Here is a 13975-nt window from a genome sequence, read left to right as displayed (position 1 = left end):
CTATACGGGGAGAAGATGCCGGCAGGCAGATGAGGGGCAGCGCCAACGCTCCTTAGTTCACAATGGCATCAAACCGCTTCATACGTCACCCCGCCATCAGCCCAGCCGCACCGCGCCGCCAGTAGGCGGCGGCCAGCGTCTGGTCGCGGCCGAGGCCAAGGGTGTCGCGCCAGTATTCGCGGATCGTCTTGGCGGCCGATGCCTCCGCCGCGAACCAGCCGAAGGAGGAGACATCCTGCGGCCATGATACTGAGCGCACCGCCTCGGCCAGCAGCTTGTCCTCGCCGGCCGGCACGCCGTCCCTTGTCAGCCAGTGCAGTTCGATACCGGTGGCATTGGCAATCTGCTGCTTCTCGCGCTCATCTGCGATCTCGATGAAGGCGACGCCCCTGGTCTCGGCCGGCAGTGTTTCCAGCATGCGCGCCAGCGCCGGCAGGCCGGTCTCATCAGCGCCCATGACGTACCATCCGGCCTGCCGCACCGGGCGGCCGACCGGCCCCATGATGCCGACCTTCATGCCCGGCGCGGCCTGCATGGCCCAGGCCGAACCGACGCTGTCGCCTGGATGGATGAGGAAGTCGACATCGATGATGCCCTTTGCCACGTCCAGCGCGCGGATCGTGTAGACGCGCGCCACGGGCCGGCGGTCGTCGGCCGGCCAGACCGGCAGGCCGCTGGCGCCAAGAACCGGCCAGAGCGGATCGGGCACGTCCCTGGTCGGAAACAGCATGCGGATGTGCATGCCGCCGAATTTGGCGAAACGGCCGAGATCCTCACCGGCAAGGCGGATGCGGCGCATATGCGGGGTCAGGTCGCGGACGCCGGTCACCGTCATTTCGCGGAACTGGGCGAGGCTGGTTTCGCCCGAGAGATCGCCTGTCCAGACGATCTCGGGATTCTCCTCCTTGGCATAGACCTGCACCGCCGTCGCGAGCAGGTCCTTGATGCGGGCGAGGCCGTCGCGGTCGGCGGCGTTGGCTCGCATCACGAGGCGTTCCATGTCGATGGAAGCACCCCCGAAGGCGAAGCGGAAATCGATGCGCTGCCCCTGATGCGACGCATCGGCCTCGAAGCTTTGCAGCCGGTCGGTGATGCTGTCCATATAGTCGGGCAGATGCCGCAGGTTGAGCTGTGCCTCGCAGGCGAGTTCGCGCATCGATGTCTGGCTCATGCTTATCCTCCGATCCTGCCGGTCAGCGCCACCTTGAAGGTGCGGCCCTTGCCTTGTTCCGTCGCCGCCGTGGTCGACCATGCGCTTTGCGGGTCGGTGTAGGCGGTGTTGAAGACGTTATCGACGCCGAAATCGACCTTGAGATTGTCGTTGACGGTCCAGTTGGCGAAGACGTTGACGAGCTCGAAACCGGGATCGACGACGATCGGGTTGGACAGGCTGGTGCGGCGGGTGCGGGTGATCTCACCAATGCTGAGATACTGCGCGCCCACGGTCAGCTGGTCCTCCAGCATGCGGAAGCCGAGAGTGGCCGAGAAGCGGTCGAGCGGCGTGTTGTTCAGCGGCTGGCCGGAATAGACGCCGCTGACGACCTTGGCATCGATCAACGCGCCGGAGAGGTTCACGAAACCCCAGCCATAGTCGTAGACCATCTCCGCCTCGATGCCTTTCAGGCGGGCCTCGCCGATATTGGTCGCGGTGCGTGGTATCGGTGGTGTCAAGGTGCGCAGGTCGGCCTCGATGTAGTCCTCGACGTCGGTGTGGAAGAGGTTGACCTTCGCGCGCAACCGGTCGCCCTCGGCCAGGATGTTGTCGTATTTGACATTGATGCCGGCTTCCCAACTCTTGGCGGTCTCCGGCTGAAGCAGCAGGTTGGGGCGATAGGCATCCCCTGCACCGTGTGCGCCGCCGCCGCGGAAGACATCCTGCAGGCCCGGAGCCCGATAGCCTTCCGAATAGGTGCCATAGAGCTGGAGGCCTTCGATCGGGGTGACACCGACAGTCACCCGGGGCGACCAGCGGTCACCATTGATGGATGCTTCCTGCACCGGCACCGTCTTGGTTTGGCCATCAAGAGTGTAGCCGTCGTAGCGAAGCGCGGTGATTACCTGCAGCCAGTTCTCGTAATCGCCCTGCCACTGCAGGAAGGTGCCGTAACCCTGTTGCTTGCCGGAGCCGAAATGCGCCGTCTCCGAGTTGCCTTCGAGGAAATAGTAGTCGGCGCCGTATGTGAGCGTGTGGGCGAGGCCCCAGGCGTCGAAGCGCGAGGAGTTCTTCACGTTGAAGCCTGTCGTGGCGACATCGTAAAAGCGGAAATTGCCGATCGCGTTGACGGGCCAGACCTGCGTTTGCTCGGCGCGGGTGCGGTTGTGATAGGCATTGACGCTGAGGTCGATCAGCTCGTTGTCGTCGGGCTTCCAGGTATAGGCGGCGGTATAGGTCTGGTTGGTGGTGTTGGCGTCATAGCGGCTGAGCGTCGGCGAGGTCGAGCCGCTGGAGCCGGTGATCTGGTCGTTGTAGCGCTGCAGGATGGCGCCGAGCTTCAGCTCATGGCCATCGGCCGGCCGCAGCGTCGTCTTGAGGTAGCCGCTGGTTACCCGCTCGCCGGTCCAAGGCACCGTGTCGCCGTTGCCGTCGGTGTAGCTGTCGCGATTGCGGTAGATGAGGTTGCCGATGATGTCGGCGTCCTCGGTGAACCGGTAGGCGCCGGTGGTGCTGGTGGTGAAGCCATCGCCGTTGCTTTCATAGCCGAGCTTCTCGCTCAGCGCCCAGTTTTCCCCCGGCTTGAGGAAATCGCCGGCGTCCTTGGTCTCGAAGGAGACGACGCCGCCGATGCCGCCGGAGCCATAGGCGTTCGATACCGGGCCGCGAATGACGGTGGCGTCCTTGATCAGGTCCGGCTCGACATAGAACGAGCCGGAGCCATGGCCGACGCGCCAGTAGTCCTGGCGGGCGCCGTCGAGCGTGACTACCACGCGGCCATATTGCTCGAGGCCGCGAATGTTGATGGCGGTCGCCGGATCGTCGCCGTTCATCGAGGCGGCGACGCCGGGCGTGGTGCGGAAGATGTCGGCGGCGGTGTCGGGCTGGATGCGATCCAGTTCCTCCTGGTCGACGGCGCTGATGGCGGCCATCGAATCGATGACGGCGGTCTTGATCATCGTCGCCGAGATGGTGATGACGTCGAGCATGGTCGCAGGCTGGTTCTGCGCGGCGGTGGCTGGCGTCAGGCGGTCGGCCTTGGCGGCTTTTTTCTCCGGTTCCTGTTCCTGCGCGCTGGCGAAAGGCGCGGCGCAAAGGCCGAGTACGAAGGCGAGCGCGGTGCTGGCCATCAAGGTCGTGTTTGTTGTCGTTGTCATGCAAAGCCCCCAAGCAAAGCAAACTGCTGGCGGTGGCCGAATGGCCCTGGCTGGCATGATTGGAATCCCACGACCCAGACGGTCGGGGCAGGGGCCACATATTAAAACATGATGACACGAGTCAACTTTAAATTTATAGGCCAGTCAATCACCGAATGGGTCCTGGGCAGGGAGCAAGAATATGGTTGGCAATATGAGCGAGCGCAGGCGGACGCCATGGTTCGGGCCGGGCGGGATAGCCGTCATGCTGCTGCTGGCGCTGTCGGTGTTGGCGCCGTCCTGCGGCTTCAAGGCACAGGCTGCCGAGACGGTCACCGATGCGCTGGGACGAACTGTCGCGCCCGGGCCGGCGACGCGAATCCTGACGCTCGGGTCCGACGTCACGGAGATTGTGTATGCGCTCGGCGCCGGCGAACGGATCATCGCCGTCGACCGGGGCAGCAAGTACCCGACCGATGTGAGCGGAAAGCCCAATGTGGGCTATCGTCGCCAGCTGTCTGTCGAGGGCTTGGCCGGGCTGCGCCCCGACCTGATCTTGGCTGCCGAGGACAGCGGGCCGCCGGAAGCGGTCGAAGTGTTGAAGTCGCTGGCGATCCCGATCGTTTTCATCCCGCAGGACAACAGCGGCGAAGGCATCGACCGCAAGATCACGCTTATCGCCGCGAGCCTCGACCTGGAGGACAAGGGGAAGGCGGTTTCCGCGGAAGTGCTCAGCGCCTTTCAGGCCGCCGCCGATCTGGCCGCGAAAATTCCGCCGGAGCGGCGCAAGAAGGTGGTGTTCTTCCACGGCCTGGTAAAATTGAGCGCGGCCGGCGCCGGCACCTCGGCCGATGCCATCATCCGCTATGCCGGCGGCCTGAACCCGATGGATGTGGTGCAGGGCTACAAGGCGGCGTCGGAGGAGAAGCTGGTGGAAATGGCGCCCGACGTGATCCTGATGATGAGCGACGGCAAGGGCGGTCCGACGCCGGAGCAGGTGTTTTCGAACCGCGCGCTGGCAGCAACGCCGGCGGCCGCCAACAAGGCGCTGATCGTGCTCGACGGCGCCTACATGATCGGCTTCGGCCCGCGCACGGCGGACGCCATCCGCGACCTGGCCAAGGCGCTCTATCCGGAAAACGTCGACTAGGACCGCCGGATCATATCTCCGGAATGTTTTCCTTGAAGATCACCTGCAGTCTGGGCTGGTGCAATTCATAGGGCAGTCCCCGGACCTCGTGCGCGAGAATGTTGAGCGCTTCTCGCGCCTCGACACGCGGGTTCTGGTCGATGACGGCGTCGAGCGTGCCGTCGAGCAGCAGGTCCTTGGTGCCGTCCGTCACCTCATGGCCGAGGAAGACGGTCGACTGCGCGCGGCCACGCTCCTTGAGCGCGCGCGCGATGCCGGTGTTGCCGGCGCCGACATTGTAGATCGCCGCAAGGTCGGGGTGCCGCTCCAGAAGCGCCGATGCTTCCGAGTACGCCTTTTCCCGGTCGTCGAGCATCTCGCGCATCTCGACGATCTCGAGATTGGGCGATTCCTCGGTCAGTATGTGCCGGAAGCCCATCTCGCGTTCCTCGTGGCCGCGATAGGAGAGCGAGCCGGCGAAGAGCGCCACCTTGCCGGGACGCCCCGATCCCATGAAACGGTTGAGCAGGTAACCGGCCAACCGCCCGGCGGCGCGATTGTCGATGCCGATATAGGCGACCCTGGGCACATGCAGGATGTCTGAGGCGATGGTCACCACCTTGACGTCGCTGGCCGACAGCGAGCGGATCGCCTCGCGCACCGTCGGATGGTCGAGCGCAATGACGCCGACGCCTTGCGTCTGGCCGCGCAGGTCCTGCAGCAGGCGGGCCAGCCGGTCGGGATTGAAGCCCTCTATGGTGGCAATGTGGACATCGAGATCGGGGCGCGCCAAGGCCTGCGCCTCGATGTGACGATGCAGCATCTTGATGAAGGAATTGGTGCCGGCGGGCAGCGCGAAGTCGAGGCGGATGACCTCGCCCGGGACGGGCCGTGGCGGCATCCCGTTCGGGCTCTCGGCAATGTAGCCGAGGCGCTGAGCCATCTCCAGCACGATCTCGCGGGTGCGCGCCCGCACGCCCGGGCGGTTGTTGAGCACGCGGTCGACGGTGGCGGCGGAAACGCCGGCTTCACGGGCTATGTCGGTAAGGGTCGAACGCACCGTCTTTCACCTCCTCAACGCATCAGCTTCGCATAAAGCCGGCAGCCGAGCCGATGGCGGCTGATGCCGACACTCCGCGATTCTGATGGGAAATGATGTATCCGGCCTTGGCCGATACGCAAGCCATCGGGCTAAATCAGGCCAATCTGCGAAGCCATTGCAAGGCAAGAAGACGTGTTTCCCATCAATTTTGCGCAACAAGAGCCGAATATGGACCCAGAAATCAAGCACTTGGCGACCTATTTGCGATGATATGATGTTTTTTGAGTATTTATGATGTTGACAGGCTTCCGATACTGCCGTCAATATCCCTCATGGGCTCGTGGAGGAAACATTGGGCCCTGAGGGAGGAATTCCAATGTCTGAACTGATCCGCATCTCGCGGCGCCGACTGCTGGCGTCCGGAGGCAAGGCCGCCGTGTTCGTGGCCGCCACAGGTATCGCACCGCAATTCATCCGTCCCGGCCGCGCCTACGCCGCCGACGCACTGGCGCCGGGCATGATCGGTGGCCCGACCGGTTTCGAGGGGGCCGAACGCTATCAATACGGTCCGGATACGCCGGAAGGCCGCGCGGTCGAAGCCGCCAAGGCGCTCAAGGGCGCAGGCAAGGCGCCGGCCAGGATCGTTCTTGGTCTGTCGGACGGCTCGATCGGCCAGCTCACGCAGCCTTTCCCGGCCGGCGCGCCGTCGATCAAGGAGCTGTGGGAGAAGGAGACCGGCATTCCGATCGAAATTGTCGGCCTGCCGAACGGCCAGGAATTCACCAAGACGATGCAGGATATCTCCACCAAGGGGGGTGCCTACGACATCTATTCGACCGAATGGAACCGGCTCGGCGATCTTGCCGAGACTGGCGGCATCGCCAAGCTCGATGACTTCGTCGCCCAGTACAAGCCCGAATGGGACGATCCCAAGACCGGCTATGTCGATGGCGCCAAGGGCGTGTCGCTGCTCAACAAATATCGCGGCTCGAACTATGGCGTGTCGCTGGATGGCGACTTCCAGACATGGGTCTACCGCACCGACCTGTTCGGCGACGCGGCCGAGCAGAAGGCCTTCAAGGACAAGTACGGCTACGACCTCGCACCGCCGAAGACCTGGAAGCAGCACAGCGATGTCGCCACCTTCTTCCAGCGTCCGGACAAGGGCCTGTTCGGCTCGACCGACCTGCGCAACCAGGGCTGGGGCTACACCAACTGGTACCAGCGCTATGTCTCGATGGCCTCGCCCAACCAGTTCCTGTTCGGCGACGATGGCAAGCCGCTGATCAACTCCGAGCACGGCATCGCCGCCACCAACGAATATGTGGAGTCGCTTGTCCATCACTCGCCGGATGCGATCTCGTGGGGCTGGCCGGAGCAGTATGGCAACTTCGCCAAGGGTGGGGCGGCGATGACCTGCGCATTCTCCAACCTGCCGAAATTCCTCGACAACGCAGGCAACAAGGATTCCAAGGTCACCGGCAAAATCGGCTCGATGCTGCCGCCCGGCCGCGAGATCGACGGCAAGCTGATCAGCCGCTCGGTGCTGTGGTTCTCGCTGACCGGCATGGTCTCGTCGCAGTCGAAGAACCAGGAGGCGGCCTATCTTCTGCTGCAATGGCTGGGCTCGGCGCGCATCTATGCCTGGATGAGCGCCAATCCCGGCGGCTATCTCGACCCGTTCCGGCTTTCGGATTTCTCCGATCCGCTGGTGCGCCAGACCTATCACGCCTACCACATGGACGTGGTGCGCGAGACGGTCGCGCGCACGGTGCCGACGATCAACTATCCCGGCGCCACGGCCTTCCACAACGCGCTCGACGAAAACCTCATGGCCTCGCTCACCAAGGCCAAGACATCGGAGCAAGCGATGGCCGACACCGAGGCCGAGTGGAAGAAGATCGCCCGGCGTATCGGCGAGGACAAATTGCTCGAAGCCGTCAGAACCAACAAGGAGGCCTGGCCGACGGTTCTCGACCCGATCAGCTGATCCGTCTCCCTGGATCAGACAAGGAGGGGAGGAGCGCAAGCTCTTCCCCTCCACAGACAACGCCACCAGCAGAAGCAGCCAGATGAAGCGTTCCGTTCCTTTCGAGATTTTCCGCTACGCCGCGATCCTCGCGGCGATCGCGGTGACGCTGGTGCCGATCCTGTGGATGGTGTCGATGGCCTTCAAGCCGATCGCCGAATGGTCGGCGACCGGCGCCGACCTGACATGGTGGCCGAAGAATCCGACGCTCAGCAATTTCCGGTTCGTCTTCGGCGAGTCCGACAACAACCTGATCGTGGCGCTCGACCGCACGGCGCTGAAGCCTCTGCTGTCGTCGCTGCTGTCGGCGGTGTTCGGCACCGCGATCGCCATGTCGGCGGGCACCGCGGCGGCTTACGGGCTGTCGCGCTTCGGGTCGGGCCAGAACCTGCCGCTGGCGCTGATCCAGCTCAGGCTGTTTCCGCCGATGGCGGTCATGATACCCGTCATGATCATGTGGGCGTTCCTGAACTTCACCGACAGCTGGTGGGGCCTGGCGCTGATCTATGGCATCGTCACCTTGCCGTTCGCCTTCTGGCTGATGAAGACATTCTTCGACGACATGCCGCGCGAGATCGAGGAAGCCGCCCTGGTCGAAGGCTGCTCGCGGCTGCGCGTCTTCACCCGCATCACGCTGCCGATGATGCGCGCGCCGCTGGCCAGCGCCGCGCTGTTCGTCTTCATCCTCAACTGGTCGGACTATCTCATCGCGCTGCTTCTGACGACGCGCGAATGGGTGACCGTTCCGGTCTACATGGCTTCGCTGTCATCCTCGATGACCGGCCAGCTTTATGGCGCCAAGGCAGCGCTCGGGCTCATCGCGGCGGTGCCGCCGGTCATCATGGGCATCGCCATCCAGCGCCACCTTGTGCGCGGCCTGACCTTTGGGGCACTCAAGCAATGAGTGCGGTGGCCGCCACGATTTCGGAGGATGCCATGGCAGCCGCCCGGGCAAAACCGTCGCCGCGCGACGAAGGGGCAAGGCTTGGCTTCCGGCTGACGCTGCCGGCGCAGATCCTTGTGCTGTTCATCTCGGCCTTTCCGCTGCTGATGCAGCTCTACATCAGCGTCACCGACTGGTCGCCACTCTCCGGCATCGGCTGGTGGAACGCCTGGGAGATGTGGAACAGCTTCGCCAACTACACCGATCTCGCCGCCGATACGCGCTTCTGGAGCGCGCTGAAGCGCACGGCGATCGTCATGCTCGTCTGCGTGCCGGCCGAGTTCCTGCTGGGCCTCGCACTGGCGACGTTGTTCGCCGACGATTTTCCGGGCAAGCGCATCTTCTATTCGATCCTGCTGATGCCGATGATGGTGGTGCCCGCAGTGGCCGGCTACATGTTCTTCATGCTGTTCCAGTCCGGCGGCCCGGTGAACGACATCCTGTCGACCATCACGGGCACGCCCGTCACCATCGCCTGGCTGTCGGACCCGACGCTGGCATTGATCGCGGTGATGATCGCCGACATCTGGCAATGGACGCCGCTGATGTTCCTGATCCTGCTTGCCGGTCTGGTCGGCGTTCCCGAAGACCAGATCAAGGCGGCGACGCTGCTTGGCGCCAATCCCTGGCAGCGCTTCACCACCATCGTGCTGCCGAAGATGAAGACCATCATCATCATCGCGCTGGCGATCCGGGTGATCGAGAACTTCAAGATCTTCGACACGCTCTATATCATGACCGGCGGCGGCCCCGGCGTCGCGACCGAGACGATCTCCGTCTACATCTACAAGGTTACAACGCAGGACCTCATCTGGGGTTATGTCGCGGCGATCGCGCTCGCCATCCTGATCGTGCTTTCGATCGTCGCCGTCTTCGCCATGAAGCGGATGGCGAAGGCCCGGGAGGTGTCGGCATGAGCGCGATCCACCTCAGGAATCTCGTCAAGACGTTCGGCGATTTCACCGCGCTGAAGACGATGGACCTCGACATAGCGGACGGCGAGTTCATGGCGCTGCTTGGCCCTTCGGGCTGCGGCAAGTCGACGACGATGAACATGATCGCCGGGATGGAAGAACCGACCAGCGGAAAAATCCTGTTCGGCGAGCGCGACATGGCCGGCGTGCCGATGGGCCGGCGCGGCGTCGGCTTCGTGTTCCAGAACTATGCCATCTTCACCCATATGACGGTGCGCCAGAACCTCGCTTACGGGCCGAAGATGCGCGGCGCCGCGAAGGCGGAGATCGACCGTCGCGTCGGCGCGATCGCGGAACTGCTGCAACTGACGCCGCTGCTCGACCGCAAGGCGGACAGGCTGTCGGTCAACATCCTGCAGCGGGTGGCGATCGGCCGGTCGGCGATCATGGAGCCGGCGATCTTCCTGCTCGACGAGCCGCTGTCCAATGTCGACGCGGCGTTTCGGGCGGTGATGCGCACCGAGCTCAAGCAGTTGCAGCGCCAGTTCAGGCAGACCATGGTCTATGTCACGCACGACCAGCTCGAGGCGATGACGATGGCCGACCGCATCGCGGTGATGGACCATGGCGTGTTGCAGCAGGTCGGCACGCCGCTCGAAGTCTACAACAACCCGGCCAATGTCTTCGTCGCCCGCTTCATCGGCGCGCCGGGCATGAACCTGATCAAGGGCAGGCCGGCGGAAAGCGATCGCGGGCTGGTCGTCGATCTCGGGCCGCTTGGCGTCACGCCGCCGCTGCCGGATCAACTCGCGTCCGCCTTGCGCGGTGCAAACGGCGACGTGTTCTATGGCTTCCGGCCGGAGCAGGTGACATTGGCGGAGCGCGGACTCGCCATGCCGGTCACCTTTGTCGAGCGGATCGGCGCGCGGACCATCGTGCATCTGGGTATTGGCGAAGGTGCCGTGAAGGCGGTGTTCGAGAACGCTGTCGGGCTTGCGATCGGGCAGACCGCGGTTGTCGCACCCGAGGCGTCGTCGGTTCGCGTCTTCGACGCAAGTACCGGCCTCGCCATCAAGGTCGGGGGCTGAGATGCTCGTGCAAGTATCCCCAGGTCGGCGCTGCCCCTCACCCTTACCCTCTCCCCGTATAGGGACGGGGAGAGGGGGGCGCCAACGCTGGAGCGCTTCCCTTCTCCCCGTCACTATACGGGGAGAAGGTGCCGGCAGGCGGATGAGGGGCGGCGCCAAGGCAGACGGTCTGTCCACAACCAGTGGAGCAGGCTGAGCCATGGCCGATATCATTTTCCGCAATGTCACGAAGCGCTACGGCAACACGCTTGCCGTCGACGATGCGTCGTTCACCGTCAACGACAATGAGTTCTTCTGTTTCTTCGGGCCGCCTCTCTCGGGCAAGTCCACCATCCTCCGCCTCGTGCTTGGGCTGGAGACGCCGGACGCGGGAGAGATCCTGATCGGCGGCAGGCCGGTCAACGCGGTGTCGCCGGCCGAACGCAACGTGGCGATGGTGTTCCAGAACCTGGCGCTGTTCCCGCATATGAGCGCGCGCGACAATGTCCGCTTCCCGCTCGTAGAGCGCAAAGTCGCGGATGCCGAGATTGAAAGGCGCGTCGCCGACGTGGCGGCCAAGCTGCATATCGGCCACATCCTGCACAAGCCGCCGGGGCAGCTTTCGGGCGGTGAGCGTCAGCGCGTGGCGATCGCGCGCGCTTTGGTTCGCGACCCCAATGCCTATCTGATGGACGATCCGATCTCGGCGCTCGACGCGAGACTGCGCGAGGAGACGCGCGTCGAGCTGAAACGCATCCAGCGCGAACTCGGCAAGACGCTGATCTATGTCACCCACGATCAGGAAGAAGCGATGTCGATCGCCGACCGCATCGCAATACTGGACAATGGCAGGATCAGGCAGATCGGAGCGCCGGCGGAAATCTATGATCGCCCCGCCAGCACCTATGTGGCGCGGCTGCTCGGTTCGCCGGTCATGAACATCCTCAAATCCGTTCGTGGCGAGAGCGGCGTCAAGGCCGCCGAAGGTGCGGTCAGCATCGCCGATCGTGCGGCGCCGGCCGAAGCAGTGGAGATCGGGCTGCGGCCCGAGGATATCAAGGTCAGTCCGTGGGCGGAGGGAGGAAAAGTCCGCCCGGCCCGGGTGTCCGAGGTCGAGCCGCTTGGCGGCTATACCGTGGTGACGCTTACCGCCGGGCAGGCGCGGCTGAAGGCCCTGCTGCGCGGCCAGCCCGAGATCAGGCCCGATGCGATGGTGGCGATATCCTGCGAGCCGGGACGCGTGCATTATTTCGGGCAAGGCGGAGGCGCGTTGGCGAGATGAATGCGGCCGCGAGGACAGAATTTCGGGAGGAAGGCATGACAGGCAACGGTTTCGAGCCGGACGTGAAGGTCCGCACCAGGGAATACAGGATCGGCTGCGTCGGCGCCGGCATGATCATGGCCGAGTGCCATCTGGCCGCCTACAAGGAAGCAGGCTTCCCGGTCGTGGCGATCGCCTCGCGCACGAGGGCGAATGCAGAGAAGGTCGCCACGCGCTGGGGCATTCCGACGGTGCACGACACGCCGGAGCAACTGATCGAGGATACCAATGTCGACATCATCGACCTTGCCTTTCCGCCGGACCAGCAGCCGGCGCTGATCCGGCATGCGCTGAAGCAGAAGCATATCAAGGCGATCCTGGCGCAGAAGCCGCTGGCGCTGTCGGTCGAGGAAGCAGTCAAGCTGCGCGACGAGGCGGCAAAGGCCGGCAAGATCCTCTCGGTCAACCAGAACATGCGCTACGACCAGTCGATGCGGGTCCTGAAGCAGATCATGGACAGCGGCGCGCTCGGCGACATCGTCTTCGCGCAGATCGACATGCATGCCATCCCGCACTGGCAGACCTTCCTCCAGGGCTACGACCGGCTGACGCTGGCCAATATGAGCGTGCATCACCTCGACGTGCTGCGCTTCCTGTTCGGCGATCCCGACGAGATCACCACGCTGACGCGCAAGGATCCGCGAACCCAGTTCGACCATTCCGACGGCATCACCGTCTCGACGCTGCGCTTTCCCTCGGGTGTGCTCGCCGTGTCGCTGGAAGACGTCTGGTCCGGTCCGCGCCAGGAAGGCTACAGGGACGACCAGCACATCAACTGGCGCGTCGACGGCACCAAGGGCGTCGCCAAGGGCACGATCGGCTGGCCGACGGGCGCTGCCTCGACACTGACCTATGCGTCTTCTGAGACGACCGGCGGCGAATGGGTCACTCCAAGCTGGGAGACGATGTGGTTCCCGCATGCCTTCATCGGCGTGATGGAACAGCTCCAGCACGCGGTGAAGACCGGCACGCCGCCGGCGCTTTCCGTCGCCGACAACGTCAAGACCATGGCGCTGGTCGAAGCAGGCTACCGCTCGATGGCTGCCGGCCGCACCGTCAAGCTTTCCGAAATCGCCATCTGATCACCGCAACCGAAACACCAGACAACTGAATCGCTTACAGGGAGGAATTCAAGATCATGATGCAGGCAGGTATTTTCACGGGCTATTTCCCGTACGGCCTCGAAGAGACGGCGAAGAAGATCCGCGCGCTCGACTTCAACACGGTGCAGCTCGACCTGCATTTCAGGGATGTCGACCTGTCGGCCGGACAGATCACCAAGGACAAGGCGAAGAAGGTGCGCGACGTCTTCCGCGACCACAATCTGCCGATCTGCTGCGTGTCGGGCTACACCAACATCATTCACCCCGACAAGGCGGAACGCGAGAAGCGCGTCGGCTACCTCAAGGAGATCATCCGTAACGCGCGCCATTTCGGCTCGCCTTACGTGATCTCGGAGACGGGTACCTACAACACCGAATCCGACTGGGTGCACCATCCCAAGAACAAGACCGAGGAGGGGTTCGAGGAGTGCCGCAAGGTGATCGCCGACCTTGCCCAGACGGCCTACGACCACGGCGCGGTCTTCCTGCTCGAAACCTATGTCAACAACGTCGTCGGCTCGGTCGAGGAGACGGTGAAAATGTTCGCGCAGGTCGATCATCCCGGCCTTGGCCTGTTGATGGACCCGACCAACTATTTCGAGACCCACAACATCGACCGGATGGACCAGATCCTGAACCAGGTGTTCGATACGCTGACCGACAAGATCAAGATCGCGCACGCCAAGGACGTCAAGCGCTCGGGCGACGACAAGTCGGAGAAACACGCCGACATCGGCGACGACAACGCAATGGAAAGCCACACTTTCCGCGGCGTCGGCGAGATCGAACTGCCGGCGCCCGGCCTCGGCTCGCTGAACTATGATCTCTACCTCCAGCGTCTCGCCGAGAAGCATCCGAACATTCCCATGATCATCGAGCATCTGTCGGAAGACGACGTGCCGCGCGCCAAGAAGTTCCTCGACGGGAAGTTCCGCGCCAACGGCCTGTGAGGTGGCAAGGGAGACAGCGCCAAGTGAGTGAAGCAGTCGCACCATGGTAGAACTCTACGGCAAGACGCTATCGCGCCGGCAGGTCGCGGAACGTTCAGGTATGCTGTCGCAGTTCGCCGGGGTGCGGCTGATGACGCTCGGCGACGGCGTCGAGCGCGGCATCCGCATGCTGGAGTTCCGCACCGGCTC

General features: G+C 63.9%; 11 protein-coding genes and 1 pseudogene. 9 read left to right on the top strand and 3 right to left on the bottom strand.

Translation table 11 applies throughout. From position 1 onward, the window contains the following. Positions 1–85: 85 nt before the first annotated feature. Positions 86–1171: a siderophore-interacting protein gene (locus tag J0I79_RS32010; protein WP_292869183.1), complete on the bottom strand. Its 1086-nt coding sequence runs from the start codon at positions 1169–1171 to the stop codon at positions 86–88. A gap of 2 nt (positions 1172–1173) precedes the next feature. Beyond that, a complete protein-coding gene (locus J0I79_RS32005; RefSeq protein WP_292869180.1) occupies positions 1174–3309 on the bottom strand; it encodes a TonB-dependent hemoglobin/transferrin/lactoferrin family receptor in 2136 nt (711 codons plus the stop codon). 181 nt (positions 3310–3490) lie between these two features. On the opposite strand from J0I79_RS32005, the gene J0I79_RS32000 reads away from it, so the two are divergent. After that, complete coding sequence (locus tag J0I79_RS32000; protein ID WP_292869177.1) at positions 3491–4438, top strand: ABC transporter substrate-binding protein; 948 nt, start codon at positions 3491–3493, stop codon at positions 4436–4438. A gap of 10 nt (positions 4439–4448) precedes the next feature. On the opposite strand, the gene J0I79_RS31995 is transcribed toward J0I79_RS32000, so the two are convergent. After that, positions 4449–5477 (bottom strand): LacI family DNA-binding transcriptional regulator, encoded by a 1029-nt coding sequence (locus J0I79_RS31995; RefSeq protein ID WP_292869174.1) that lies wholly within the window; start codon positions 5475–5477, stop codon positions 4449–4451. 358 nt (positions 5478–5835) lie between these two features. Here J0I79_RS31995 and J0I79_RS31990 point away from each other — a divergent pair, with 358 nt between their 5' ends. The 8 genes and pseudogenes from J0I79_RS31990 to J0I79_RS31955 all read left to right on the top strand — a co-directional run. Next, positions 5836–7449, top strand: a complete 1614-nt coding sequence (locus tag J0I79_RS31990) for an extracellular solute-binding protein (RefSeq protein WP_292869172.1) — start codon at positions 5836–5838, stop codon at positions 7447–7449. 82 nt (positions 7450–7531) lie between these two features. After that, complete coding sequence (locus tag J0I79_RS31985; protein ID WP_292869170.1) at positions 7532–8392, top strand: carbohydrate ABC transporter permease; 861 nt, start codon at positions 7532–7534, stop codon at positions 8390–8392. Beyond that, a complete protein-coding gene (locus tag J0I79_RS31980; protein ID WP_292869167.1) occupies positions 8389–9348 on the top strand; it encodes a sugar ABC transporter permease in 960 nt (319 codons plus the stop codon). Before J0I79_RS31985 ends, J0I79_RS31980 begins: the two co-directional genes overlap by 4 nt. Beyond that, the gene (locus tag J0I79_RS31975; protein ID WP_292869164.1) at positions 9345–10433 is read left to right on the top strand and encodes an ABC transporter ATP-binding protein; all 1089 of its coding nucleotides are present in this window, start codon (positions 9345–9347) and stop codon (positions 10431–10433) included. Before J0I79_RS31980 ends, J0I79_RS31975 begins: the two co-directional genes overlap by 4 nt. 199 nt (positions 10434–10632) lie before the next feature. Beyond that, on the top strand, positions 10633–11694 hold the full coding sequence (locus J0I79_RS31970) for an ABC transporter ATP-binding protein (protein ID WP_292869161.1): 1062 nt from the start codon (positions 10633–10635) through the stop codon (positions 11692–11694). Between the two features lie 35 nt (positions 11695–11729). Beyond that, a complete protein-coding gene (locus J0I79_RS31965) occupies positions 11730–12815 on the top strand; it encodes a Gfo/Idh/MocA family oxidoreductase (protein ID WP_292869157.1) in 1086 nt (361 codons plus the stop codon). A 56-nt stretch (positions 12816–12871) separates the two neighbouring features. Then, positions 12872–13786, top strand: coding sequence for a sugar phosphate isomerase/epimerase (locus tag J0I79_RS31960; protein WP_292869154.1), 915 nt, complete (start codon positions 12872–12874; stop codon positions 13784–13786). A 43-nt stretch (positions 13787–13829) separates the two neighbouring features. After that, positions 13830–13975 (top strand): annotated as a pseudogene (locus J0I79_RS31955) (DUF4432 domain-containing protein); the annotation flags it as partial.

The organism is Mesorhizobium sp. (assembly GCF_017306585.1).
Taxonomy (GTDB): domain Bacteria; phylum Pseudomonadota; class Alphaproteobacteria; order Rhizobiales; family Rhizobiaceae; genus Mesorhizobium.
Note: the sequence above shows the minus strand (reverse complement) of the source record. Positions and strands in the feature narration are given on the sequence as shown.

What these genes read in the sequence shown, in the direction of transcription:
- J0I79_RS31970 (WP_292869161.1), top strand. Translation starts at nt 10,633, where the DNA reads ATGGCCGATATCATTTTCCGCAATGTCACGAAGCGCTACGGCAACACG.
- J0I79_RS31985 (WP_292869170.1), top strand. Translation starts at nt 7,532, where the DNA reads ATGAAGCGTTCCGTTCCTTTCGAGATTTTCCGCTACGCCGCGATCCTC.
- J0I79_RS32005 (WP_292869180.1), bottom strand. Translation starts at nt 3,309, where the DNA reads ATGACAACGACAACAAACACGACCTTGATGGCCAGCACCGCGCTCGCC.
- J0I79_RS31975 (WP_292869164.1), top strand. Translation starts at nt 9,345, where the DNA reads ATGAGCGCGATCCACCTCAGGAATCTCGTCAAGACGTTCGGCGATTTC.
- J0I79_RS31960 (WP_292869154.1), top strand. Translation starts at nt 12,872, where the DNA reads ATGATGCAGGCAGGTATTTTCACGGGCTATTTCCCGTACGGCCTCGAA.
- J0I79_RS32010 (WP_292869183.1), bottom strand. Translation starts at nt 1,171, where the DNA reads ATGAGCCAGACATCGATGCGCGAACTCGCCTGCGAGGCACAGCTCAAC.
- J0I79_RS31990 (WP_292869172.1), top strand. Translation starts at nt 5,836, where the DNA reads ATGTCTGAACTGATCCGCATCTCGCGGCGCCGACTGCTGGCGTCCGGA.
- J0I79_RS32000 (WP_292869177.1), top strand. Translation starts at nt 3,491, where the DNA reads ATGGTTGGCAATATGAGCGAGCGCAGGCGGACGCCATGGTTCGGGCCG.
- J0I79_RS31980 (WP_292869167.1), top strand. Translation starts at nt 8,389, where the DNA reads ATGAGTGCGGTGGCCGCCACGATTTCGGAGGATGCCATGGCAGCCGCC.
- J0I79_RS31965 (WP_292869157.1), top strand. Translation starts at nt 11,730, where the DNA reads ATGACAGGCAACGGTTTCGAGCCGGACGTGAAGGTCCGCACCAGGGAA.